17 protein-coding genes and 1 pseudogene are annotated in these 22463 nt (G+C 74.7%); 7 read left to right on the forward strand and 11 right to left on the reverse strand.

Features of this window, described 5'->3' with window-relative positions; genetic code table 11:
- Nucleotides 1–2: 2 nt before the first annotated feature.
- A complete protein-coding gene (locus MNY60_RS04145; protein ID WP_242360080.1) occupies nucleotides 3–947 on the reverse strand; it encodes a LysR family transcriptional regulator in 945 nt (314 codons plus the stop codon).
- Nucleotides 948–1076: 129 nt separating this feature from the next.
- Between MNY60_RS04145 and MNY60_RS04150 the strand changes: the two genes are divergently transcribed.
- Nucleotides 1077–1568, forward strand: coding sequence for a hypothetical protein (locus MNY60_RS04150; RefSeq protein ID WP_242360081.1), 492 nt, complete (start codon nucleotides 1077–1079; stop codon nucleotides 1566–1568).
- 54 nt (nucleotides 1569–1622) lie between these two features.
- Here the strand turns inward: MNY60_RS04150 and MNY60_RS04155 are convergent, their stop codons facing one another.
- The gene (locus MNY60_RS04155) at nucleotides 1623–2807 is read right to left on the reverse strand and encodes a dipeptidase (protein WP_242360082.1); all 1185 of its coding nucleotides are present in this window, start codon (nucleotides 2805–2807) and stop codon (nucleotides 1623–1625) included.
- Nucleotides 2808–2857: 50 nt separating this feature from the next.
- Between MNY60_RS04155 and MNY60_RS04160 the strand changes: the two genes are divergently transcribed.
- Complete coding sequence (locus MNY60_RS04160) at nucleotides 2858–3409, forward strand: hypothetical protein (protein ID WP_242335130.1); 552 nt, start codon at nucleotides 2858–2860, stop codon at nucleotides 3407–3409.
- 43 nt (nucleotides 3410–3452) lie between these two features.
- On the opposite strand, the gene MNY60_RS04165 is transcribed toward MNY60_RS04160, so the two are convergent.
- Nucleotides 3453–6080 carry an AsmA-like C-terminal region-containing protein gene (locus MNY60_RS04165; protein ID WP_242360083.1) on the reverse strand — a complete coding sequence of 876 codons (2628 nt, stop codon included), beginning with the start codon at nucleotides 6078–6080 and terminating at the stop codon, nucleotides 3453–3455.
- A gap of 241 nt (nucleotides 6081–6321) precedes the next feature.
- Here MNY60_RS04165 and MNY60_RS04170 point away from each other — a divergent pair, with 241 nt between their 5' ends.
- The 3 genes from MNY60_RS04170 to MNY60_RS04180 all read left to right on the forward strand — a co-directional run bounded on the left by MNY60_RS04170 (nucleotide 6322) and on the right by MNY60_RS04180 (nucleotide 8272).
- Complete coding sequence (locus tag MNY60_RS04170; RefSeq protein ID WP_242360084.1) at nucleotides 6322–6642, forward strand: hypothetical protein; 321 nt, start codon at nucleotides 6322–6324, stop codon at nucleotides 6640–6642.
- A gap of 108 nt (nucleotides 6643–6750) precedes the next feature.
- Entirely contained in the window at nucleotides 6751–7374 is a 624-nt protein-coding gene (locus tag MNY60_RS04175; RefSeq protein ID WP_242335124.1) for a PH domain-containing protein, read from the forward strand.
- Between the two features lie 331 nt (nucleotides 7375–7705).
- On the forward strand, nucleotides 7706–8272 hold the full coding sequence (locus MNY60_RS04180) for a hypothetical protein (RefSeq protein WP_242335122.1): 567 nt from the start codon (nucleotides 7706–7708) through the stop codon (nucleotides 8270–8272).
- An 80-nt stretch (nucleotides 8273–8352) separates the two neighbouring features.
- Here MNY60_RS04180 and MNY60_RS04185 read toward each other — a convergent pair whose 3' ends face one another.
- From MNY60_RS04185 to MNY60_RS04195, 3 genes are all read right to left on the reverse strand, one after another.
- The gene (locus tag MNY60_RS04185; protein WP_242335120.1) at nucleotides 8353–8820 is read right to left on the reverse strand and encodes a hypothetical protein; all 468 of its coding nucleotides are present in this window, start codon (nucleotides 8818–8820) and stop codon (nucleotides 8353–8355) included.
- Nucleotides 8821–8906: 86 nt separating this feature from the next.
- On the reverse strand, nucleotides 8907–10121 hold the full coding sequence (locus MNY60_RS04190) for a trans-acting enoyl reductase family protein (RefSeq protein ID WP_242335119.1): 1215 nt from the start codon (nucleotides 10119–10121) through the stop codon (nucleotides 8907–8909).
- A 179-nt stretch (nucleotides 10122–10300) separates the two neighbouring features.
- The gene (locus tag MNY60_RS04195) at nucleotides 10301–11998 is read right to left on the reverse strand and encodes a methyl-accepting chemotaxis protein (protein WP_242335117.1); all 1698 of its coding nucleotides are present in this window, start codon (nucleotides 11996–11998) and stop codon (nucleotides 10301–10303) included.
- A gap of 516 nt (nucleotides 11999–12514) precedes the next feature.
- Here MNY60_RS04195 and MNY60_RS04200 point away from each other — a divergent pair.
- A complete protein-coding gene (locus tag MNY60_RS04200) occupies nucleotides 12515–12823 on the forward strand; it encodes a hypothetical protein (RefSeq protein ID WP_242335115.1) in 309 nt (102 codons plus the stop codon).
- A 30-nt stretch (nucleotides 12824–12853) separates the two neighbouring features.
- Here the strand turns inward: MNY60_RS04200 and MNY60_RS04205 are convergent, their stop codons facing one another.
- From MNY60_RS04205 to MNY60_RS04225, 5 genes and pseudogenes are all read right to left on the reverse strand, one after another.
- Complete coding sequence (locus MNY60_RS04205) at nucleotides 12854–13813, reverse strand: electron transfer flavoprotein subunit alpha/FixB family protein (RefSeq protein WP_242335113.1); 960 nt, start codon at nucleotides 13811–13813, stop codon at nucleotides 12854–12856.
- Nucleotides 13814–13829: 16 nt separating this feature from the next.
- Nucleotides 13830–14637 (reverse strand): annotated as a pseudogene (locus MNY60_RS24445) (EtfB protein).
- 53 nt (nucleotides 14638–14690) lie between these two features.
- Nucleotides 14691–16469 carry an acyl-CoA dehydrogenase family protein gene (locus MNY60_RS04215; protein WP_242335110.1) on the reverse strand — a complete coding sequence of 593 codons (1779 nt, stop codon included), beginning with the start codon at nucleotides 16467–16469 and terminating at the stop codon, nucleotides 14691–14693.
- A gap of 37 nt (nucleotides 16470–16506) precedes the next feature.
- The gene (locus MNY60_RS04220) at nucleotides 16507–17679 is read right to left on the reverse strand and encodes an acetyl-CoA C-acyltransferase (protein WP_242335109.1); all 1173 of its coding nucleotides are present in this window, start codon (nucleotides 17677–17679) and stop codon (nucleotides 16507–16509) included.
- A 22-nt stretch (nucleotides 17680–17701) separates the two neighbouring features.
- Nucleotides 17702–20089 carry a 3-hydroxyacyl-CoA dehydrogenase/enoyl-CoA hydratase family protein gene (locus MNY60_RS04225; RefSeq protein WP_242335108.1) on the reverse strand — a complete coding sequence of 796 codons (2388 nt, stop codon included), beginning with the start codon at nucleotides 20087–20089 and terminating at the stop codon, nucleotides 17702–17704.
- Between the two features lie 315 nt (nucleotides 20090–20404).
- Here MNY60_RS04225 and prpR point away from each other — a divergent pair, with 315 nt between their 5' ends.
- Nucleotides 20405–22339: a propionate catabolism operon regulatory protein PrpR gene (prpR, locus tag MNY60_RS04230; RefSeq protein WP_242354975.1), complete on the forward strand. Its 1935-nt coding sequence runs from the start codon at nucleotides 20405–20407 to the stop codon at nucleotides 22337–22339.
- Nucleotides 22340–22463: the final 124 nt, after the last annotated feature.

Below are 22463 nucleotides of genomic sequence, written 5' to 3' on the forward strand. Positions count from 1 at the left end.
CGTCAGCGCCCCTGCGGCTTCGGGTCCGGCGGCGCGGAGGGCCGCGTGCGGCTCGCCACGACCCCGTTGCCCCAGCGGCGCCGCGCGAGCTCGAGCCAGGCGCGCGTGGCCGGCGGCAGGTGCCGGTCCTTGCGCCAGATGAGCGCCACGTCCCAGGGGATCCTCGGCTCCGAGAGCCGCACCGAGAGGACCTGGCGGGGGTCGAGCTGGTGGCAGATGGTGTTCGGGAGCAGCGCGGCGCCGATGTTCGCGGCCACGGTCGCGACGATGAAGTCCCAGTGCGAGCTCTCGCTCACGACGGCCGGCTTGAACCCGGCCCGGCGGCACGCCTCCAGGATGTGCCCGTGGAGCGCGAACTCCGGCCGGTAGAGCACGAACGGCGTGCCCGCCAGCTCGCGGAGCTCGACCGAGCGGCGACGCGCCAGCGGGTGGCTCGGATGGAGGACGGCCCGGAGCTCGTCCTTCACGAACGGCATGATGCCGAAGGCCTCCTCGTCCGTGGGGAGCACCACCGCGCCGACGTCGAGCTCGCGGTTCATCACGAGCGCCTCGAGGTGGTGCGAGCCCTCCTCGCGCAGCTCGAGCACGATGCCGGGGTAGGCCTGGTGGTACTCCGCGAGCAGCGGCGCGAAGAAGGTGACCCCGGTGATGGGGGGCATGCCGATGCGCAGCCGTCCGCGCCGCAGCGCCGAGAGCTCGGAGACCTCCTCCTCGATGACCCGCAGCGAGTCGAGCACGCCCTCCGCCCGCTCCAGCACGATCTGGCCCGCGTCGGTGAGCGTCACGCGCCGGCGCTCGCGGACGAGCAGCGGCGTGCCGAGCTCCTCCTCGAGCGCTTTCACCATCTTGCTGATCGCGGGCTGGGTCACGTGCAGCGACTGGCTCGCCCGCGTGAAGCCGCCCTGGCGCGCCACCTCGACGAAGTACCGCAGCGCCTGTACGTCCACGTCCACCTCCATGTCCCTGGGTTATGGCCAGCATAGCAAGAATGCATTTCCCTCATACATGCCCGGTCGGCTAGGTTGCGCGCGGGTTCACGGGACGGACCTCCGGAGCCACACGGGAGACGACGAAAGATGACGATCGAAGACCTTCTGCTGGGCGAGGAGGCGGCCATCCTGGACGAGGCCACCCACGCCGTCGCAGAGCTCGAGCACTACCGCCGCGACGGCGCGCAGGCGACGCGCGGACGGCTCGAGCTGCTCCACCGCCACCTGGTCGACGCGGTGCTCACGCGCGACCTCAACGCCCTGCGCGCGCACGTCACGCGTATGGCGCACGAGCGGTTCGCGGGCGGCTTCGACGTCACCGAGGTGCAGGCCGCGTTCTCGGCACTCGAGGACGCGATCTGGCGGAAGGCGCTGTCCACGCTTCCCCCCGACGAACGCGCCTGGGGGCTCAGCCTGGTCGGCACCGTGCTCGCGCAGGGCGGCAGCACGCTCGCGCGCACCTTCGAGTCGCTCGCGCCTCGCGCCCCGGAACCGTGCGTGGATCTCACGCCGCTCTTCCTGGGTGCGGACGCGGTGCGGACCTCGCGCTCCGTCGAGGAGCTCGTCTACCCGGTCTAGCCGGCTCCTGGCGCCCGCCGCGATCGCCGCCCGCGCGGCAGCGGACGGCGGGCGTCAGGGCAGGTTTTCGAGCAGGAAGCGGATCGCGTTCTCGCCCATGACGGCGCGGATGGCCGCGTCCTGTAGCCCCTCGTCGAGCAGCGCCTGCGTGAGCACCTCGAGCCGCGCGGCGTCGAACGGCGCCGTGGTCGCCCCGTCGAAGTCCGACCCGAGCGCCACGTGCGACACGCCCGCGACGGCGATCGCGTGGTGGATCGCTCGGGCGACGGCCTGCGGGGTGCGGTCGCACACCGCGCCTTCCCAGTAGCCGATGCCCACGAGCGCGCCGTTCCGCGCGAGGCGCCTCAGCTGGTCGTCGGTGAGGTTGCGCGGCCCCGGGCAGGTGGCGCTCACGCCCGTGTGCGACACGATCACCGGCCGGCGCGCCAGGGAGAGCGCGTCGTCGAAGGCCCACGGGGAGGCGTGCGCGAGGTCCACGATCATGCGGCGCTCCTCCATCCGCCGCAGCGCCGCGCGCCCCAGCGCGCTGAGCCCGCCCTTCGCGGCCCCGTGCGCCGAGCCGGCCGCGGCGTTGTCCGCGAAGTGGGCGAGCCCCGCCGAGCGAAAGCCGGCCTGGAAGAGCGCGTCCAGCGCCTCGAGCCTCCCATCGAGCGCCTGGAGCCCCTCGGTGGCGAGCACCGCCACCACCGCGCGCCGGCCCTGCCGCTCGGCCGCGCGCGCCTCGAGCGCCGCGGCGAGCTCCGCCCGCGAGGTCGCGACGACGAGCCCGCCGCCCGAGGCCGCCGCGGCGCGCCGGAGCTTCTCGCCCTGGTGGAGCGCCCGCGCGAGGCGGCTCCCCCAGGTCGGCGGCGGCCAGCGCGAGGCGACGGCGAGGGCGGTGACGAGGTCGCCCGCCCCGGGCGTCGCGGCGTAGTTGAAGCCCCGCGGCACCTCCGTGACGGTGGAGAAGAGCTGCACCGCGACGTTGCCCTCGGCGAGCCGCGGCACGTCGCTGTGGCCGTGCGTCGAGCGCTTCAGCGGGTCGCGGTCCCAGAGCAGGAGGTCGTCGTGCAGGTCGACGATCCGGAGCGTCGCGTGCAGGCCGCGGGCGCGAGCGGAGACGGCTGGCAGCGGCCGGCGGGCGTCCACCCGGTTCATCCGCGCCGCGACCGCCGGCGCGAGCGCGAAGAAGAAGCTCCCCGCGGCGGCGAGCAGGAGGACGGCGGCGATCCAGGCGGCGCGGCGGAGCACGGACGGCATCGTACGCCAGGGCAGCGTTCGAGGCGGCGGAGTACGGTAGAGTCGCCGCCATGGAAGATCCCAAGGCGATCGGGGTGGTGCTCGCGACGCTCGTGAACCCGGCCGGCAAGCCCGTCAGCGGCGGCGCGGCGCGGGGACAGCTCTACGCCGGCCGGGACGAGCTCGTCGTCGTGCGACCCGCACCGCGGGCCGAGCTCCTGCAGCGGGTGACCACCGCGCTGCTCCTCGGGTCCATCGCCGCGGTCCTCGTGAACGTCTTCACCTGGCGGAGCGCGGCGGTGCTGTGGGGCGCGGTCGCCGCGCAGGCGGTGTACTGGCTCACCCTGCCCGCGCGCCGCCGCGCGCTCGACCCCGAGCCGCTCGACGCGCGCGGCCTCGCCGCGGCGCGGAGCGCTGGCCGGATCGCGATCCGGGTGCCGGCGAGCGCGGTGGTCCGGACGACGGCCCCGGAGCCGCCGCGCAGCGGGTTCCGCAAGCCCGCCCGCTTCGAGCTCACCGACGGCGCCCTCGAGGTCTACCTCTCGCCCGAGCAGCACGCCGCGATCGTGGCGGCCATCGGGCTGCGGCCCGCCGGCGAGGCGCCGGCCGGCCGCCCGTCCTGACGATCTCTCGCAGGCCGGCGCCGCTTCTCCCGCGCAGGCGCCCTCAGCGCCCGAAGAGGCCCTTCAGCTTCTTCTTCGCCTCGTCCTCGAGCCGCTTCTTCTGGCGCTCCGCCTCGTCGCGCGCCTTCCCCTCCGCCTCGGCCTTCTTCTTCGCGGCGACGTCCCCGACGTTCGCGCCCTCCGCGCCGACCGCGCGCCCGAGGGCGCCCGCCGCGGCCTGCTGGACGATGGCCTTCACCGCGCCGTCGAGCGAGAGCCCGTCGAGCCGCGGCTTCCAGGCCGGACCCGCCAGCCGGAACGCCACGGGGATCGGCGCCGTCGGCTTCGCGCGCCCGCCCGTCAGCTTCGAGATCAGCTCCGGCGAAAGCGAGAACGTCGCCGGCATCTCCAGCGTCCCGTCGAGCTTCACGCCGCCCTCGAGCGAGAGCGCGCCCTCGCCGGTCTCCGCGCGGAGCGGCTTCGAGAGCGAGGCGAGGCCGTTCGCGATCTTGAGCCCGAACGGCAGCTCCTTGCCGAGAGAGGTCGCGCCCCGCTCCGGCAGCTTCGAGGCGGCGAACGGGAGCTTCGACGCGAGCGGCGCCGCGATGGACGCGACGAGGTCCTTCCCGTAGAACGCGCCGCCCTTCAGGACGCCGTCCACGCCCCCCGTGACCGACTCCGACAGGAGCCCGAGCTTCCAGCCCTTCCCGCCCAGCTTCAGGCCCGCGTCGAGCGTCCCGCCGAGCACCTTGTGGTCGCCGAGGAGCTTCAGGACCTCCTCCCCCGCGACGCCCTTCAGATCGAGGGCGACCTCGAACGGCGCGTCGGGGCGCGCCACCGCGAGGTGCGTCCCGGCGGCCGAGACGGTGCCGCCGAACGCCTCGAGCCGCGCCTGCTCGAGGGTCACCTCGTCGCCCTGGACCCGCACCCGCAGCGTGACGTTCCGGGCCTCGACCTTGCTCATGCGCAGCTGGCCGAGGCGCAGGTCCGCGACGCCGGAGAGCCCGGCGAACGCGGCGGGGTCGAGGGGCTTCGTCTCGGGTGGCTTCTTGCCCTTCTCGGACGCCGGCGTGGGGAGGAGCAGCTCGTCGAGGTCCAGGCGATCGCCGCGGAGCTCCGCCTCGAAGCGCGTCGTGGCCTTCGGGCCCTTGCCCGCGAGGTCCACCTTCGCCTTCCCGTCGAGCCGCGAGCGCAGGAGCGTGAGTTGGAGGGTGTCGAGCCGCACCTCCTGGCCTTCGCCCGCCTGGCGATACGCGCCGGCCGCGCGGGCCGAGAGCGGGTCGCCCGGCTTCTTCGCGAGCGTGCCGCCCGGGCGGAGATCCGCCCCGGCGAGATCGAGCGCCGCGTCGAAGCGGACGCGCCCGCCCGACTGCGCGGCGTCCGCCCGCACCACGAGCGTCATCGGCGCGCCCGCCGCCTTCGCGAGCTGCGCGGGCACGACGAGCCGCACCGGCGTGAGGTCGACGCGCACCTCCGCCGTCTGCGCGGTCTCCCCGCCCGAGCCCCGCACGACGAGCCCCACCGGGCCCGCGATCACCACGCCGCCCATCTGCTTGCGCAGCGGGGGGTAGTAGGCCGCGAGCGCCTCGGGATCGAGGCCGTGCCCGACGATCTCGAGGCCCTCGAACTTCGGCGCGTCTCCCTTGAGTCCGGTCGCGCGGCCCTTGCCCACGAGGGAGGCGGGGCCCGCCGTGAAGACGAGCTTCCCGATGCGGAGGTCGCCCGCCTGCGCGTCCGCCTCGAGGTCCGCGTCGAGGCCGACGTCGAGGGCCTTCCCACCCTCCTGCCCCGCGAAGGCGAGCTGCGTCGCGCGGAACCCGCCCTTCACCCGGAGCGGCCCCGCGCCACCGGGGACGGCCGCGCCGAGCTTCGCGGAGAGATCGGCCTGGAAGCGTCCGCCCCGGAAGCCCGCCGAGGGGGGCAGGAAAGGCGCGAGGGGGTCGAGGACGATCGGCTCCACCTTCAGCACGATCTCCTCCGGCACGGGCTCGAGCGACGCGGGCAGCGGGGCCGCCTTCACGCGCAGCTCCAGGTTCTGCTTCGCGGCGAGCACCGCGGCGCGCACGACGAGCTCGAGCGGCTTGCCGGTCTCGAGGTCCTTCACCTCGACGTCGAGGTCGTCGACGGCGAGCTCCTTCGCGTTCGGCACGGTCCGGTCGAGGAAGGCGATGCGCGCGTTCTCGACGGCCGCGCGGTCGACGCGCAGCAGGCGGAGGGTCGGCTCCTTCGAGGGAGCGGCCTCCGGCTCGGCCGGCTTGGCGCCCTTCGCCAGCCGGTCCGCGACGCGCTGCGCGTTGGTCGTGCCGTCCGGCAGCTTCACGACGTTGACGTGCAGGCCCTCCACGACGGCCTCGCGGACGTGGACCTCCTTGCCGCCCGTCAGGATCGCGCGGAGGAGGTCCGCCTTCACCTCCACCCGCCGGACCTCGGCGAGCGGCAGGGGCTCCCCCTCTCCCGCCCCGACCGCGACGTCGGTGACGCGCACGCCGAGCCCGCCCCAGAGCCGCGTCGCGACGCCGCCGATCTCGACGGGCCGGCCGAGCTGCTGCGAGAGGGCCGCTGCCTGCTTGCGCGCCTGCGAGAGCAGGATCCGGTCGAGGGCGAACAGCAGCCCGACCACGGCGACGACGAGGACGAGGAGGACGGCACCGAGGATCTTCGGCCAGCGCCTGCGGGTACGGGGCTCGGACATGCGCGGAGGCTACGGCAGGAGCGGACCTCTGTCAGCGACTCCGGTGCGGTGCGCGCGGAGCGCGCGCGGGGGACGCAGGGCGCGACATCGTTGAAATCCTCCGTCGTCCGGGATACATACGACCCAGAGCGCCGACCGGACGTCAGACCCGGGACACGGCGCATCCACCACATCGCGAGCCGTATCGCCGCCGAGCAGACGCGAGGAGCGTCGCCGGCGCTGCCCCCAAGGCCAGGAGCCCATGTTGGAGAGACCGCAGCATCACGAGAACCGCGCCGGCGGGCGGGGCAACAAGCGCCGTCGCCAGCGCCCCGTCCGCGGGCCGGGGGGCCGCCGCCCGGAGCGTATCCAGCTGACCGAGGAGGGGGTGCCCGCCGCGACGCCCGACTCTCCGCCCGTCTCGCCGGTCGTGTTCGTCTCGGACGACACGCGCGCGCGCTACCCCTGGATCCCGGGGCGCGTCATCGCGGGCAGCGTGTGGCGCGGGCCGGACCACATCCGAGTCCGGGTCGACGAGAACGGCAACGCGGCGCCGTGGAAGACGGTTCGCCGCGGAGGCTGAAGCCGCGCCGAGCTCCACCCGGCGGTCGCGCCGCACCTGGCGCGGCGGTCGGTCGAAAGCGAGGGCACCCGCTTCTCCGGCCGCCGTCGATGAGGCAGACTCGCGCACATGCTCGAGACCGCCATCGCACTGGTCGCCTTGTTCCTCGTGATGCTGGGCGGCCGCGCGCTGTTCCGGCGGAGCTCGGCGGCGCCGCGCGAGCGCGCTTCGACGGCGGGCGGCGCCCTCGTGCTGCGTCCGCTGCGCCGGAACGGGGTGATGCTCGGGATCGGCGCGCTCCTCCCCACGATCGTGCTCGCGGGGCTGGTGACGCGGGTCTGGGTCGGGGGGCAGACGGGCGTCCCCGGGCTCCTCCTCGGCGCCGCCGCCACGCTCGCGATGCTCGCCGTCACCGCGCACCAGTTCGCCTCGGCGTTCCGCCAGCGCATCGTCGTGCACGACACGTTCATCGAGCGCGTCGGGGTGCTCACGCGCCGCAACGTGAGCTGGACCTCCGTCTCGAGCGTCGCCTACAACCCGCTCCAGCGGTGGTTCTACCTGACGCTCTCCGACGGCTCGCACCTGTGGCTCTCCGAGACGCTGCGCGGCGCCGGGGAGTTCGCCGAGATCGCGCTCCGCAGGCTCCCCGAGGGCGCGCTGCGCGCCGACCCCGTGGCGCGGGAGGTGCTCGAGGAGCTCGCGGCCACGGCGGCCGAGGGGGCCCGGACCGCCGAGGCGGACCAGCGGGCCTGACAGCGTTGCTCGCTCGGGTCGAGCCCGTCGCGAGGCGCTCGAGCAGGATCCTTCGCCGCGCGCGGCGCGAGCGCTCACAGCGCTCGCCTCCGCCGGGACCGACACGTAGCCCTCCGCCGCGCTGCCTTCCGGGGGTCGGCTCGGACGAGGCACTCCGCGGACGCCCGCGTCCGCTCGGGCCGCGCGCGTGTGCGCCGGTCTCCTTCGTTTGTCCACCAACGGACAGGCGAACGCCCGATTCGACCCCGCCCGCAAGTCCCGCCGTCCCGGGATTCCCCTCACCCGCCGAATGCTGCTCTCCTCGCGCGGCGGGTCGGTCGACTGGAGACGAATGGAACCCGAGATCCGGGCGGCGTTGCTGAAGCTCTACCTCGAGCAGCTCCGCACCTTCGGCGACGGGGACGCGGCGTCGATCCGCGGCGACGTGCGGACCGAGACCGTCCGCCGCGTGGAGGAGGCGCCCGCGGCGGGCTGGCTGCCCATCGCGTTCGAGGTCGAGATCGTGCAGGCCGTGCAGCGGCGCCGGGGCGACGACGGCGTGCGCGAGCTCGGCCGCGCGCTCGGGCGCGTCGCCACCGAGACGCCGGTGCTCCGGCCGCTCGTGACGGCGACGCTCGCGATGCTGGGCCGCCGGCCCGAGGTGCTCGCCTGGATCGCGGCGAAGGGCTGGAACGTCGCGACGCGCAACGCGGGGCACGCGACCTACCTGCGGCGCGGGCCGGGGCTCGTCCACGTCGTGCTCGAAGACCTCCCGCCCGTCTCGCGCGACCGCGCGCACCTCCTGCGGTCGTGCGGAGGGATCGAGGGGCTCTACGCCTGGGCGGGGCGCGCGGCGCGGGTGGATCTCGTATGGGAGCCCGGCACCGACCGCGCGATCTTCGTGAGCTCCTGGGGCTGAGGCGACGTCCCGACGGACCCCGCCGGCGCCTGGACCCGCGACGGCTGGCGAACGCACCCGAGGGCGCGGTCTCGCGCCAGCTACCTCACGATCACCCAGACGGGCTTGCCGAGCGCGTCGATGCGCCAGCGGAGCATGAGCTGCGCATGCCCCCAGCCCTCCGGACCGCGCGAGAGCCCGCTCTCGAGCGCCCCCGGGGTGAAGTCGAGGCGGAGGCCGGTGACCACGAGGAAGCTCGCCACGCTCGCGAGCGGCTCGATGTGCGCGCGGGAGAGGAGGTGCGCCGCGAGCTCCGTCCGCTTCCCGCGGGACGACACCCGCGGCTCGTAGCCCGGCACGGACACGCGCGGCTGGCACACGTCGCCGACGCACGCGGGCGGCGCGGCGGCGTCCCCCGCGGCCGGGCGGGTCGCGGCGCCGGAGGCGGCGAGCCGGAGCGCTGCGGAGGGGGCGACGAGCTGTCGCTCGAGCGGGCGGAGCACGACGCCGCCAGCGCTCGAGGCGCTGCTGGCGAGCACGGCGACGAGGGGCATCCACGCGAGGGGCATCCCTTCACCCCTAGGGACCCACCGGTACGCCTTCAACGGCCCGTCCGTGCCTGCGGGCCGCCGCCCCGCTCGCTCGACCTCACGGCTCACGTGCGCACCACGGGCCCCACCTCGACCTGGAGCCCCGCCGCCTCCAGCCGATCGAGCAGCAGGAGCCCGACCGCGGTCGCGGGCGTGAGCACGCCGCCCGCCGGCGCGCGCGGGAGCGCTTCGCGCTGGGTGGCGAGGGCGAGCGCCGCCTCGCAGAGCGTCATGACGGTCACCCGGCTGCCGGGATCCCCGCGGGCGCGCAGCGTCGCGAGCACCTTCCGCCCGGAGGCCGCCTCACCGACGAGCCGCAGCCGCATGGCCCCGAGCTCGCGTGCCGCCGGCGAGGGGCCCTCTCCGGGCGCCGGTCCGAAGCGGCGCAGGAGCGCCCGCACCCGCTCCGCCGCGAGCGCGCGCTCGAAGAGGCGGAGCCCGAGCCGCGCCGCCTCTGCGCCGAGGCGAGAGCGGTACTCGGCGGCCTCCTCGTAGGCGAACTCCGGGCCGTAGCCGCGCCCGACCGCCTCGAGGAGCGCGTTGGAGCGCCGCACGACGCGGGTGTTCACCCGCGCCATCGGAAACGGCGCGAGCCAGACCTGCCGGACCGGGTCGCGCCGGACGGCGAAGAGGTCGGCGCTGCGCGCCCGCTCGGCGCCGGTCCGGTGCTCCGCCGGGTTGAGGAGCAGCACGTCGCGGCCGACGACGAGCTCGCCCGTCTCGGCCGAGTGGAGCACCGTGGCGAGCGTCCCGCCGCCGTAGCCGCCCCGGAGCGCGAAGCTCGCGCTCACGCGCCTCGTGTCCTGCCCCCAGCGATCCCGGATGAACGACGCGACGAGGAGCGCGCCGAGATCGGAGGGGACCGAGTCGAACCCGCAGAACGGCACGATGCGCGTGCCCGCGAGCGCGGCGGCCTCGTGGTGGCGATCGACCAGGCCGCGCACCCACGCGGTCTCGCCCGTGATGTCCACGTAGTCGACGCGGTGCCGGACGCACGCGTCCACCACCGGCCCGCCGTGGTGCGCGAAGGGACCGACGGTCGTGGCGAGCACGCGGGTGCCGGCGGCCATCGCGTCGATCGACCCGGGATCCGCGCTGTCCGCGACGACGAGCCCGCTCGCGTGCGCCTCCGCCTTCACGAGCTCGAGCCGTGCGCCGCTGCGGCCGGCGACCGCCCAGCGTAGCCCGGGCGGCGCGTGCTCCGACAGGTAGCGCGCCGCCAGCCGGCCGGTGAAGCCGGTCGCGCCGAACAGCGTCACGTCGTACGGCCTGCCGGCCACCTCGAAGCCCCCGCCCGCGTCCTCGAGGCACTCCTCTCACCCCCGCCGGCCGCGTGCACTCGCCTGGGCGGGTTCACCCCGGCGAGGGCGCGCCCGCGCGCCCGCCCGTGAGCGCGCGCTCGGGCACCCTCGCCGGCGCGCCGCCGTCTCGACACGGGCGCGCTCCGCCCCGGCGAGCGCTACGAGCCCGTCCTCGCCCTGGGGAGGGACCGCGGCTCTGCGTCGGTCGCGGCGCCGGAGCGCCACGCGACCCAGCCGGCGCCGTCCTCGAGCGCCGGACGGCTCGCGGCGGGCGGAGGCGGCGGCGCCGGCTGCGCCAGGACCTTCGGCGCGGGCTTCGCCTTCGGCGTCGCGGCGCGCTCGAGCCCCTCCCGCACCCGGAAGAAGCCGACGAGCTGCTGGAGGGACGCCGCCTGCGCGGCCATCTCCTCGGCGGTGGAGGAGAGCTCCTCCGCGGCGGCCGAGTTTCGCTGGGTCGTCTGATCCACGATCGCCATCGCTCTCGAGACCTGCTCGACCCCCGCCGCCTGCTGCTGGGAGGCCGCGGCCACCTCCTGCACCAGCTCCGCGGTGCTCCGGATGCCCGGCACGAGCTCGCGGATGAGCGAGGCCGAGCGCTCCGCCACCGCCACGCTCGAGCCCGCGAGCGAGCCGATCTCCTTCGCCGCCTTCTGCGCGCGCTCGGCGAGCTTGCGCACCTCCGCGGCGACCACCGCGAACCCCCGGCCGTGCTCGCCCGCGCGGGCTGCCTCGATGGCCGCGTTCAGCGCGAGCAGGTTCGTCTGGTAGGCGATCTCCTCGACGACGGAGATCCGCTCGGTGATCGCCTTCATCGCCTGCACCGTCTCGGCGACCGCGCGCCCGCCCTCCTCCGCCCGCGCCGCGCCCGCGGTGGCCGCGGCGGCGGTCTCCCGCGCGCCCTCCGCGTTCCGGGCGATCGACGCGTTCATCTCCTCGAGGGAGGCGGTCGTCTCCTCCACGCTCGCGGCCTGCTCGCCCGTGCCCTGCGACAGGAGCTGCGACGTCTCGGAGACCTGCTGCGAGGCGCCCCCGAGCGCCTCCGAGCCCGCGCGCACCTCGGCGATGACCACCGCGAGCTTGTCCGCCATCCCGGCCATCGCCGCCTGGAGCCTGCCGAGCTCGTCGCGACGGGTGACCGCCACCGCCTCGCGCAGGTCGCCGCGGGCGACCCGCTCCACCACCCGGATGGCCCCGGCGAGCGGCCCGGTGATGCTGCGCACCACGATCGCCGCACCGAGGAAGAGGACGAGGACGATCGCGAGCGCCGCGCCGGCGATCCGCCGTGCCTCGAGCGCCGCCGCCGCCTCGAGATCGTCGACGTAGACGCCCGAGCCGACGATCCAGCCCCACGGCTCGAAAAGCTTCACGTACGAGACCTTGCGGACGGGGTCGCGCGAGCCCGGCTTGGGCCACAGGTAGGCGACCATTCCGGCGCCGTGGCGCCTCGCGGTGTCCACGAACTCGACGAAGAGCCGCTTGCCGCTGGGATCGACCTCGCTCGCGAGGTCCTTTCCGTCGAGCTCCGGCCTCATCGGATGGACGATCATGCGCGGGGCGAGGTCGTTCACCCAGAAGTACTCGTTCCCCTCGTAGCGCAGCGCGCGGATCGTCCGGATCGCGGCCGCCTGCGCTTCGGCCACGGGGATGCGTCCCTCCTCCGCGAGGCGGGCCTGCTCGCGGAGCACCCCGTGCACCGTCTCGACGGCGGCCCGGACCTTCGCCTCGCGCTCCTCCAGCATGCGCGACTCGACGACGCGCACGGCCTGCCAGACGAGCGCGGCGAGCGCCACGGCGCTCGCGCCCACGACGATGCGGAGCTTCGTGACGATGGTGAGGCTTCCCAGCAGGCGTTTCATGGGCGCTCCGGTCGTGGGGTGCAGGACCTGCGCGCTTGGAAGACCCGTACCGATGAGCGGCTCCGAGGCCGGGCGCGCGTTGACCGTGGAATCGAGCCCGTCTTTCCAATGGGTTCGGCGCGTCGGCCGACGCGCGCAGCGTCTGCGTCGACGCGCAGCGACCGGGAGTGCGGCCGGCCCCGGGTCCAATCCGCCCGGGGCACGTCGCCTCAGGCGACGCGCCAGGCGCGCGACCGCGGCGCGCGCACGCCCACCCGGCCGCATGCGATGGCATCGACCGTCAGTGAATGTCGCTCGCGGCGCCCGAGGGCGACCGCTGATGTCCCGAGGCTATCCGCCCTCCCTGACAGCGGCCGGCCCGCGAACTCCTTCGGGGCTCCCGGCGTCATTTCTTTGACTTCCCCACACGAGCGCCCTTGCGCGCCCGGGAGGCCCCCCTAGCTTGATCCCGAGTGGCAGGAGCGCGGTGGTGGGGCGTGACCGGAGAGCGTCATGGGTGTGCTGGAGAGGATCCGGATGATGACCGCGGAGCAGCGCGACGCGCTCCGCGCGATGGACGCGGAGGAGCGGCTCGCCGTCGAGATCGAGGATCTCGAGGTCGATCACCTCGCGGCGGAGGAGGCGTACCTCCGGCGGCGGGACCGGCTCCTGGGCCGCGAGGTCCCGGACGTGTACGCCGACGTCGAGAGCGCCCGCTCGATGCTGGAGCGCGTGCGCGCCGAGCGGCAGCGGCGCTTCGAGCGGCGGCGGATGGCGATCCTCGCCGGGCACGGCGTCGCCCGCGGCGTTCCCCCCTCGCAGCTCGACCTGCTCCCGAGCGAGTGAGCCGTCCCGTCCGGGGGCGCGGCGGTCGCCCTACCCGGCCTTGAGGCGCTCGCGCAGGGCTGGCACCGCCTGGAACAGGTCCGCGACGAGGCCGTAGTCGGCGATCTGGAAGATGGGCGCGTCCGCGTCCTTGTTGATCGCCACGATCACCTTCGCCCCCTTCATGCCCGCGACGTGCTGGATCGCGCCCGAGATCCCCGCGGCGACGTAGAGCTCCGGCGCGACCACCTTGCCGGTCTGCCCCACCTGCCAGTCGTTCGGCACCCAGCCGGCGTCGACCGCCGCGCGGGAGGCGCCCACCGCCGCGCCGAGGTCGTCGGCGAGCCCGGAGAGCGGGCCGAAGTCGCCCCGGGTGCCCCGGCCGCCCGCGACGACCACGCGCGCGTCGGTGAGCTCGGGCCGCTCGCTCTTCACCTCCTGCAGCTCCACGAAGCGCGTCCGGAGCGAGGCCGCGTCCACCGAGACCGGCAGCGGCGTGACCGAACCGCCCGGCGCCCGCGCCGCCGGCGCGAACTCCGTCGGGCGCACGCTGAACGCCTTCACCGTCCCGCGGAGCTCCACCTCCGCGATGACGTTCCCGGCCCACATCGGCCGGCGGAGCAGGATCTCCGCCCCCTCGCCCGCGACGGCGAGGACCTCGGTCGCGACCGCCGCGCCGAGCGCGACCGCAGCCCGGGGCAGGAGATCCTTTCCGTACGCGGTCGCGGCCGTGACGATCCAGCTCGCGCCGGCCACCCGCGCCGCGTCCGCGACCACCGGCGCGTGCGCCTCCGCGAGCGGGTGCGCCAGCACGGGCGCGTCGGCGAGGCGGACCGCGACGCCGTGCGCGGCGAGCTCCTCCGCGGCCGCGGCGGCGCCGCTGCCGAGGACGAGCGCGCTCACCGTTCCGCCGGTGCGGCGCGCCACCTCTCGCGCGGCGGTGAGCGCGGACAGGGTGGCCTTCCTGAGGGTGCCGCGGGACTGCTCGGCGACGACGAGGACGTTCGACATGGCGCGCTCGAAGGCCCTAGAGGACCTTCGCCTCGGCGTGAAGGCGGGTCCACAGCTCGGCGACGTCGGCGACCTTCACGCCGGCCTGCCGCCGCGGCGGGTCGAAGAGCCGCCGCACCACCACCGCCGGCGCGAGCTCCACGCCGAGCGAGGCCGCGGGGATCTCGCGCACCTCCTTCTTCTTCGCCTTCATGATCCCGGGCAGCGACGCGAAGCGCGGCTTGTTGAGCCGGAGGTCCACCGTCACGACCGCCGGCAGCGCGACGTCGAGCGTCTCGACGCCGCCGTCCACCTCCCGCACGACGAGGGCGCGCCCGCCGTCCGCCGCGAGGACCACGCCGGGCTGCTTCTTCTGCTCGGCCTCGCTCTCGAGGCTCTCCTTCTTGGAGGCGAACGTCGCCTGCGGCCAGCCGAGGCGCGCGGCGAGCATCTGGCCGGTCTGGTTCTGATCGTCGTCGATCGATGGCCTGCTTGCCGAGCAGGACGAGGTCGGGCCGCTCCTGCGCGACGAGCGCCTGGAGCAGCGCCGAGCCCACCCCCGGGTCGAGCGCGCCGTCGTGACGGACGAGGAGGCCGCGATCGGCGCCCATCGCGAGCGCGGCGCGGAGCTCGACCATCGCCGCCGCCCCGCCGATGCTCGCCACGACCACCTCGCCGCCGTGCTTCTCCTTGAGCCGCAGGGCCTCCTCGACGGCGATCTCGTCGAAGGGGTTCATCTTGTAGTTCACGCCGTCGGTGACGATGCCGGTCCCGTCCGGCCTCGCCCTGATCCTCGACTCCGGGTCCTCGACGCGCTTCACGGTGACGAGCAGCTTGAGGGGCATCTCGGCAGTTCTCCTCTGCGGTGGACGGCGTGATCCGAATCGCGAACCGTCGTTCAGAGCGGGTAGCGCTCGGACTCGAGCGCGGCGGCGGCGAGCCGCCGCTTCGCGGGGAGCAGGCCGGTGGCGTCGTACTTCGTGTACCGGCGGATGCCGCCGAGGAGGACCGTGAGCGTGTCTCCCTCGGCGACGTAGAACGCGGCCCGGCGGGCGGCGGCGGCGATCTTCTCGACGGCCGCGAAGGTGTGCACCTTCACGGCGGCCGCCGCGTCCGCGCGCAGCGACTCCGTCAGGCGCGGCGAGATCTTCTCCGCCCTGAGGAGCGCGCTCTCGATCGCGAAGATCTGGATGGCCACGTCCGCGAGCGCGAGCAGCACCTCCTGCTCGTCCTTGAGCCCCTCCGCGTACCGCTGGACGGCGGCGCCTGACACCACGAGGAAGGTCTTCTTGAGGCCGCCGAGCACGGCCCGCTCGGCCGCGAAGGGCAGCGAGGGATCGAGCTCGTCGAGGGAGGGCGTCATGAGCCCCTCCAGCGCCTTCATCGCCTCCCGCTGCAGGGGCAGCTCGCCCTTCATCGCGCGGCGCAGGATGGTGCCCGGCACGAGGAGCCGGTTGATCTCGTTGGTGCCCTCGAAGATCCGGTTGATGCGCTCGTCCCGGTAGTACTTCTCCGCCGGGTACTCCTGGATGAACCCGTAGCCGCCGTGGATCTGGACCACCTCGTCGACCACGTCGGCGAGCACCTCGCTGCAGAACACCTTCGCGATCGCGCACTCGATCGCGTACTCCTCGATGCCCTGCTGGTAGGCCTCGTAGTAGCCCGCGGTGTCCTTCGGGATGGTGGCGAGCCGATCGTCGATGAGCCCGGCGAGCCGGTACACGAGCGACTCCGCGGCGAAGATGCCCGCGGTGAGGTCCGCGAGCTTCTCCTGGATGGCGCCGAAGCGGGCGATGGGCACGCCGAACTGCTTGCGCGCGTTCGCGTACGCGGCGCCGGTCCTGAACGCCAGCTTCGCCGCGCCGGTCACCGCCGCGCCGAGCTTGAAGCGGCCGACGTTGAGCACGTTGAAGGCGATCTTGTGCCCCTTGCCGATCTCGCCGAGCACGTTCTCGACCGGCACCTGGGCGCCCTCGAAGATGACCGAGGTCGTCGAGGAGCCCTTGATGCCGAGCTTCTTCTCCTCCGGGCCGACCGTGAGGCCCGGCGTCGATCGCTCGACGAGGAAGGCGGTGAAGTGCTTCTTGTCGATGCGCGCGAAGACCGTGAAGAGATCGGCGAAGCTGCCGTTCGTGATGAACTGCTTCGTGCCGTCGAGGACGTAGTGCTTGCCGTCGGGCGTGAGCGTCGCGGTGGTCTTCCCGCCGAGCGCGTCGCTCCCCGCCTCCGGCTCCGTCAGGCAGTACGCCGCGCTCCACTCGCCCGTCACGAGCTTGGAGAGGTACCGGTCCTTCTGCGCCTCGGTCCCGTAGTACACGAGGGGCAGCGTGCCGATGCCGCTGTGCGCCGCGTAGGACACGGAGAACGCGCCGGCCGCGCCCATGCGCTCCGCGGCGAGCATGCTCGTCGCCTTGTCGAGCGCGAGCCCGCCGTACGCCTCCGGCGCGTCGATCATGAGCAGGCCCGCCTCGCCCGCCTTGCGCATGAGCGCGGCGGAGAGCCCCGGCTCCTGGTGCTCGAGCCGGTCGAGCACGGGCGTCACGTCGTCGCGGACGAACTGGTCCGCGGTGTGCGCGATCTGCCGCTGCTCCTCCGTGAAGTCCTCCGGCGTGAAGACGTCGTCCTTCGTCGCCTCGGTGATGAGGTACTCCGCGCCCTTGAAGAGTCTCGCCGCCATGGTCACCTCCGGATGCCCTGTACGAAGCCGCGCGTCGCTAGGCGCGCTCGAAGACCGCCGCCGCGCCCATCCCGCCGCCGATGCACATCGACACGATCCCGTAGCGCTCTCCCGTCCGCGCGAGCCCGTGCAGCAGCGTCGCGGTGAGCTTGGCGCCGGTGCAGCCGAGCGGGTGGCCGAGGGCGATGGCGCCGCCCGTCGGGTTCACGCGCGCCGGGTCGAGGCCGAGCGCGCGCACGCAGGTGAGGGCCTGCACCGCGAAGGCCTCGTTGAGCTCCACCTGCCCGACGTCCGCCTGGCGGACGCCCGCCCGCGCGAGCGCGGCCGGGATGGCCTCGATCGGGCCGACGCCCATGATCTCCGGCGGCACGCCCTTCACCGCGTACGAGACGAACCGGCCGAGCGGCGTGAGCTTCGTGCGGGCGAGGAACGCCTCCGACACCACCAGGACCGCGGCCGCGCCGTCGGTCATCTGCGAGGCGTTCCCGGCCGTGACGCTCCCGTCCACCTTGAACGCGGGCTTGAGCCGCGCGAGCCCCTCTCGCGTCGTGTCGGCGCGGACGCCGTCGTCCGCGTCCACCCGCTCCTGCCGGCGCTCCAGCTTGCCGCCCACGAGCGCCACCCGCTCGACGTCCACCGGGGCGAGCTCGCCCGCGAACAGCCCCTTCGCCTGGGCGGCCGCGGCGCGCGCGTGGCTCTCCGCCGCGAGCGCGTCCTGGTCCTCGCGCGAGACGCGGTAGCGCGAGGCGACGAGCTCGGCGGTGACACCCATCGCGGCGTAGGACTCCGGCCAGTCCGCGGCGAGCCCGGGGTTCGCGCTGAACTTCGCGCCGCCCATCGGGACGAGGCTCATGCTCTCCGCGCCGCCCGCGACGATGGCGTCGGCGTGGCCGGCCAGGATCCGCTCGGCGGCGGTCGCGATCGCCTGGAGGCCCGAGGCGCAGAAGCGGTTCACCGTCTGGCCGGGGACCTCCACCGGCAGGCCCGCGCGCAGCGCCGCGACGCGGCCCAGGTTCATGCCTTGCTCGCCCTCCGGGAAGGCGCAGCCCATGATGACGTCCTCGACGGCGTGCGGCTCGACCCGCGCGCGCTCGAGGAGCGCGCGGATCGCCGTCGCGGCGAGGTCGTCCGGGCGGACGTCCCGGAGCTTTCCCTTCTTGGCCTTGCAGCCGGGGGTGCGGACTGCGGCGAGGACGTAGGCTCCACTCATGGCGATCACCTCTTGCCGTCGTTCAGTTGCGGAGCGGCTTGCCCTTCTTCAGCATGTGCTGGATCCGCTCGAGGGTCTTCCGCTCGCCGCAGAGGCGCAGGAAGGCCTCCCGCTCGAGGTCGAGCAGCCACTGCTCGGTGACGGCGGTGCCGGCGGGGACGTCGCCCCCGGTGATGACGCCGGCGATCGTCTTCCCGAGCTTCTCCTCGTACTCGGTGATGAAGCCGCCCATCCGCATGTTCCAGAGCTGGGTGGCGAGGCTCGCGGCGACGCTCCGGCCCGGCGCCCTCAGGTCCGTCGCCGGCTCGCCCGGGCGGTGGTTCGCGGCGAGCGCGAGGACGCGCGCCTTCGCGTCGTGCACCAGCCGGTCCGGCGAGAGCGTGACGCCGTCGCCCGGCCGGAGGAGCCCCATGCCGCGGAGCTCGTCGGCGGAGGCGCTCACCTTCGCGGTGGCGATGGTGGTGAAGTGCTTGAACAGGAAGGGAGAGACGTCCGTCTCGTACTGCTCCGCGAGCCGGATGGCGCGGAGCGCGAGCTCCTTCGTGCCGCCGCCGGCGGGCAGGAGCCCGACGCCGATCTCCACGAGCCCCATGTACGTCTCGGCGAGGGGGTTCATCGCGGTGGCGTGCAGGCAGACCTCGCAGCCGCCGCCGAGCGCGAGCCCGTGCGGCGCGGCCACCACCGGCACCCGCGCGTACTTCACCGCCATCATGGCCCGCTGGAACGCCCGCACGGTGAGCGCGATCTCGTCGTAGGCGCCCTCCGCGATGGCCATCGCCACGAGCATCAGGTTCGCGCCGGCCGAGAACGCCTGGCCCTGGTTCGCGATGACGAGCCCCTGGCCCTCCGTCTCGGCGCGCCGCAGCGCCTCGTGGACCATGGCGAGCACGTCGTTGCCGATGGCGTTCATCTTGGTGTGGAACTCGAGGCAGAAGACGCCGTCACCGAGATCCAGGACCGACGCGCCCGCGTTCCGCTCCACGACCGCGCCCGCCTTCGCGAGCACGGTGAGGTCGAGGTGGTCCGCCGGCCGCGGCACCTCCAGCCAGCCGCCGCCGTGGGCGAGGTCGACGAACCGCCGCTTCCCGCCCTCCTCCGAGTAGAAGGACGGCACGCCGTACAGGGCGGCCGGGACCTTCACGCCGTCCGCCTCGGCGCGCCGCACGAGCTCGGCGACGCCGATCGCGTCCATCATCTCGAAGGGCCCGAGCTCCCAGCCGAAGCCCCAGCGCATCGCGGCGTCGACGTTCACCACGTCGTCCGCGATCTCCGGGATCCGGGCGAAGGCGTAGAGGAGGGTGTCGCGCAGGCTCCGCCACGCGAACGTCGCGGCCGGATCGTTGCCGGCGAGCACGGCGCGGAGGCGCTTCCCCGGGTCGTCGATCCCCTTCGCCGCCTCCACCGACGGGAACCGCGGCTTCCTCGCCGGGACGTACTCGCCCGAGCGGTGGTCGAAGAAGAGGACCTGGCTCCCCTCCTGCCCCTTCGTCTTCTTGAAGAAGCCGCCCTTCGTCTTATTGCCGAGCAGCCCGCGCTGGATCATCCCCTCGACGAACTCGGGCAGGAGGAAGGAGGCGCGGCGCTCGTCCCCCGGCAACAGCTCGTACGAGTTCCGCGCGACGTGGGCGAGGGTGTCGAGGCCGACGAGGTCGGCGGTGCGGAAGGCCGCGCTCTTCGGGCGCGCGGTGGCCGGCCCGGCGACCGCGTCGACCTCCTCCACGGTGAGGCCGAGCTCCACCATGTGGTGGATGGCGTTGCACAGCGAGAACACGCCGATCCGGTTGGCGACGAAGTTCGGCGTGTCCTTGGCGGTGACGATGCCCTTCCCGAGCCGCACGCGGATGAGCTCCGCCATCCGCGCGACGACCGCCGGGTCGGTGTAGCGCGAGGAGACGAGCTCGACGAGCCGCATGTAGCGCGGGGGGTTGAAGAAGTGGGTGACGAGCAGGCGCGGCCGGAGCGGCTCGGGGAGCGCCTCCGCGAGCGCGTTCACCGAGAGCCCGCTCGTGTTCGTCGAGAGCACCACGTCGGGCCTGAGGTGCGGGGCGAGGCGCGCGAGGAGGGCCCGCTTCACCTCCAGGTTCTCGAGGACGACCTCGATCACCCAGTCGCAGTCGCGGAGGCGCGGCAGGTCGTCCTCGAGGTTGCCCACCTCGATGCGCGCCGCGTACGCGGGCAGGTAGAGCGGCGCGGGCGAGAGCTTCTCGAGCCCGGCCCGCGCGGCCGCGGCGAGCCGGTCGCGCACCGGCCGGTCCGAGAGCCCGAGCCCCGCCGCGCGCTCCTCCGCGGTCGGCTCCCTCGGGACGATGTCCAGCAGGAGCACGCGGAGCCCGGCGTTCGCGAGCTGGGCGGCGATCGTCGCCCCCATCACCCCCGACCCGAGCACCGCCACCTTCTCGATCCGTTCCATGGTCGCTCTCCCTGGTGGCGGGTCTTCGCGTGCGCGTCCGCGCATCGCGCTACACCTTCGGTTCATCCCGAGCCGCCCCCGGGGCGGGAGCGGCTCGGACGCGATCGGCTCCATTGCATCCAGCGCACCCGCACGCGGCCATCGGGCGCACCTGGGTACAACCCTGCGGGTTCGCGGACGATCGCCTTGCGGGCGCGGCCATCAGGCCCCCGACGGGGCGGCGCCTCGGTGCACCGCACGCGGAACAGGTATGCTCCGAACCCGGTACACCGCCGGCGCTGGGCCGGGAGCGTCGCGAACCCGAGGAGGAGCCCGATGGCCGCCGACGCGGACCGCCGCCCCATCGTCTGGGCGTTCAGCACGAGCCGCCTGCGCCACGTCTTCGAGAGCGTCGCTCCGCTCCTCGCGAACGTGGCGGAGGTCCGCGTCTTCGACAAGGGCTTCGAGGAGGCGCTGCAGGTGGCGCGGTCGCTCGTCGAGGCGGGCGAGGAGGTGGACGCGTTCGTCGCGGCCGGCGCCAACGGCGCGTACCTGCGGGACCACGCGGACGTGCCGGTGGTGGTGGTGATGGCCTCCACGGTGGACGCGCTCCAGGCGCTCGTGCAGGCCCGCAAGCTCTCGAACCGCATCGGCGTCGTGAACTTCCGGCGCGTCGTCGCGGGGATCGAGCAGAGCGCCGGCCTCATGAGCGACCTCGTCATCGAGCAGCGGCCCTACGTCACGCCGGAGGACGTGAAGGCGCACGTGGCGGACCTCGCCGCGCAGGGGTTCGGGGTGATCGTCGGCCCCGGGCCGGTGTGCGACTTCGCCGAGCGCCAGGGCCTGCCGGCGGTGCTGCTCTACGGGCAGGACTCGCTCTCGGAGGCGATCCGCCACGCCGCGGAGGTCGCCCGCATCGCCCGGGCCGCGGAGGCCAAGCGGCTCGAGGTCGAGCGCGTCCTCCGCCACCTCGACCTGGGGGTCCTCGCGGTGGACGGGGACGAGCGGATCCAGTCGCTCAACCCGGCGCTGCAGCGGGTCCTCGGGGTGACGAGCGCGGAGGTCACCGGCCGCCGCCTGTCGGCGATCGCGCCGGAGCTGTCGCTCGCGCGCGTGCTCGAGACCGGCACCCCGGAGCTCGACGTCGTCCAGCGGCTCGGCGGCCGCACGCTGGTGGTGAGCCGGCTGCCCCTGCGCGAGGCGGGCGTGCAGCGCGGCGCGCTCCTCACCTGTCAGGACTCCGCCGCCATCCAGCGGCTCGAGCGCGGCCTGCGCTCCGAGCACCGCCCGCCCCGCTTCGTCGCCCGCTTCGACCTCGCCGGCATCCTCGGGACCTCGCCCGCCATCGCGCGCGTGCGCGCGCTCGCCGAGCGCTACGCGCGCAGCGACGCGACCGTGCTCATCACCGGCGAGAGCGGCACCGGCAAGGAGATGGTCGCGCAGGGCATCCACCGCGCGAGCCGGCGGCGCGACCGGCCGTTCGTGGCGGTGAACTGCGCGGCGTTCCCGGAGACGCTGCTCGAGGCCGAGCTGTTCGGGCACGAGGAGGGCGCCTTCACGGGCGCCCGCCGCGGCGGGAGGCCGGGGCTCTTCGAGGCGGCGCACACCGGGACGATCTTCCTCGACGAGATCGGCGACGTGCCGACCACGCTCCAGACCCGGCTCCTGCGCGTCCTGCAGGAGCGGCAGGTGCTGCGCCTCGGCTCGAACGACCCGACGCCCGTGGACGTCCGCGTGATCGCGGCGACGCACCGGGACCTGCGCGGCGCGGTCGGGCGCGGGGAGTTCCGCGAGGACCTCTTCTACCGCCTCGCCATCCTCCCCCTGCACATCCCGCCGCTGCGCGAGCGCGGCGACGACGTGCAGGAGATCGCCTCCGACCTCCTCAAGCGCGCGCTGCTCCGGCACGGGGAACCCGACGCGCACCGCCGCGCGCTGGCGCTCGTCCTGCCGCGCCTCGCGGGCTACGGCTGGCCCGGCAACGTGCGCGAGCTCGAGAACGTGCTAGAGCGCGTCGCCGCGCTGTTCGTCGATCGCGGCCCCCGGACCCGGATCCCCGAGGAGGAGCTGCGCGCCGCGATGCCCGAGGTCTTCGAGCACCCCGTCCCCGCCCCCGCGGCCTCCAGCGCGGATCTGCGCGCGGCGCGCGACGCGCTGGAGCGGGCGCACGTCGAGCGCGTGCTCGCCGAGTGCGGCGGCAACCAGACCGAGGCCGCCCGCCGGCTCGGCATCGGCAGGACGACGCTCTACCGGAAGCTCGGGCGGGCGTGACCATCACCTAAACGATTCGCGAACAGGCGAGCGTAGCGAGCCCGCCGGGGCGACGCCGCGGGAGCGGCGAAGCCGCTCGCGGCGGGCGCCGGGGCCCCGCGCGCCCGGGGGGGGGCCCCCCCCC

Origin of the sequence: Anaeromyxobacter sp. SG17 (assembly GCF_022690695.1) — a bacterium.
Lineage (GTDB): Bacteria > Myxococcota > Myxococcia > Myxococcales > Anaeromyxobacteraceae > Anaeromyxobacter > Anaeromyxobacter soli.

Coding starts and splice junctions, on each gene's coding strand:
- MNY60_RS04150 (WP_242360081.1), top strand. CDS start 1,077: ATGACGATCGAAGACCTTCTGCTGGGCGAGGAGGCGGCCATCCTGGAC.
- MNY60_RS04155 (WP_242360082.1), bottom strand. CDS start 2,807: ATGCCGTCCGTGCTCCGCCGCGCCGCCTGGATCGCCGCCGTCCTCCTG.
- MNY60_RS04160 (WP_242335130.1), top strand. CDS start 2,858: ATGGAAGATCCCAAGGCGATCGGGGTGGTGCTCGCGACGCTCGTGAAC.
- MNY60_RS04165 (WP_242360083.1), bottom strand. CDS start 6,080: ATGTCCGAGCCCCGTACCCGCAGGCGCTGGCCGAAGATCCTCGGTGCC.
- MNY60_RS04170 (WP_242360084.1), top strand. CDS start 6,322: ATGTTGGAGAGACCGCAGCATCACGAGAACCGCGCCGGCGGGCGGGGC.
- MNY60_RS04175 (WP_242335124.1), top strand. CDS start 6,751: ATGCTCGAGACCGCCATCGCACTGGTCGCCTTGTTCCTCGTGATGCTG.
- MNY60_RS04180 (WP_242335122.1), top strand. CDS start 7,706: ATGGAACCCGAGATCCGGGCGGCGTTGCTGAAGCTCTACCTCGAGCAG.
- MNY60_RS04185 (WP_242335120.1), bottom strand. CDS start 8,820: ATGCCCCTCGCGTGGATGCCCCTCGTCGCCGTGCTCGCCAGCAGCGCC.
- MNY60_RS04195 (WP_242335117.1), bottom strand. CDS start 11,998: ATGAAACGCCTGCTGGGAAGCCTCACCATCGTCACGAAGCTCCGCATC.
- MNY60_RS04200 (WP_242335115.1), top strand. CDS start 12,515: ATGATGACCGCGGAGCAGCGCGACGCGCTCCGCGCGATGGACGCGGAG.
- MNY60_RS04205 (WP_242335113.1), bottom strand. CDS start 13,813: ATGTCGAACGTCCTCGTCGTCGCCGAGCAGTCCCGCGGCACCCTCAGG.
- MNY60_RS04215 (WP_242335110.1), bottom strand. CDS start 16,469: ATGGCGGCGAGACTCTTCAAGGGCGCGGAGTACCTCATCACCGAGGCG.
- MNY60_RS04220 (WP_242335109.1), bottom strand. CDS start 17,679: ATGAGTGGAGCCTACGTCCTCGCCGCAGTCCGCACCCCCGGCTGCAAG.
- MNY60_RS04225 (WP_242335108.1), bottom strand. CDS start 20,089: ATGGAACGGATCGAGAAGGTGGCGGTGCTCGGGTCGGGGGTGATGGGG.
- prpR (WP_242354975.1), top strand. CDS start 20,405: ATGGCCGCCGACGCGGACCGCCGCCCCATCGTCTGGGCGTTCAGCACG.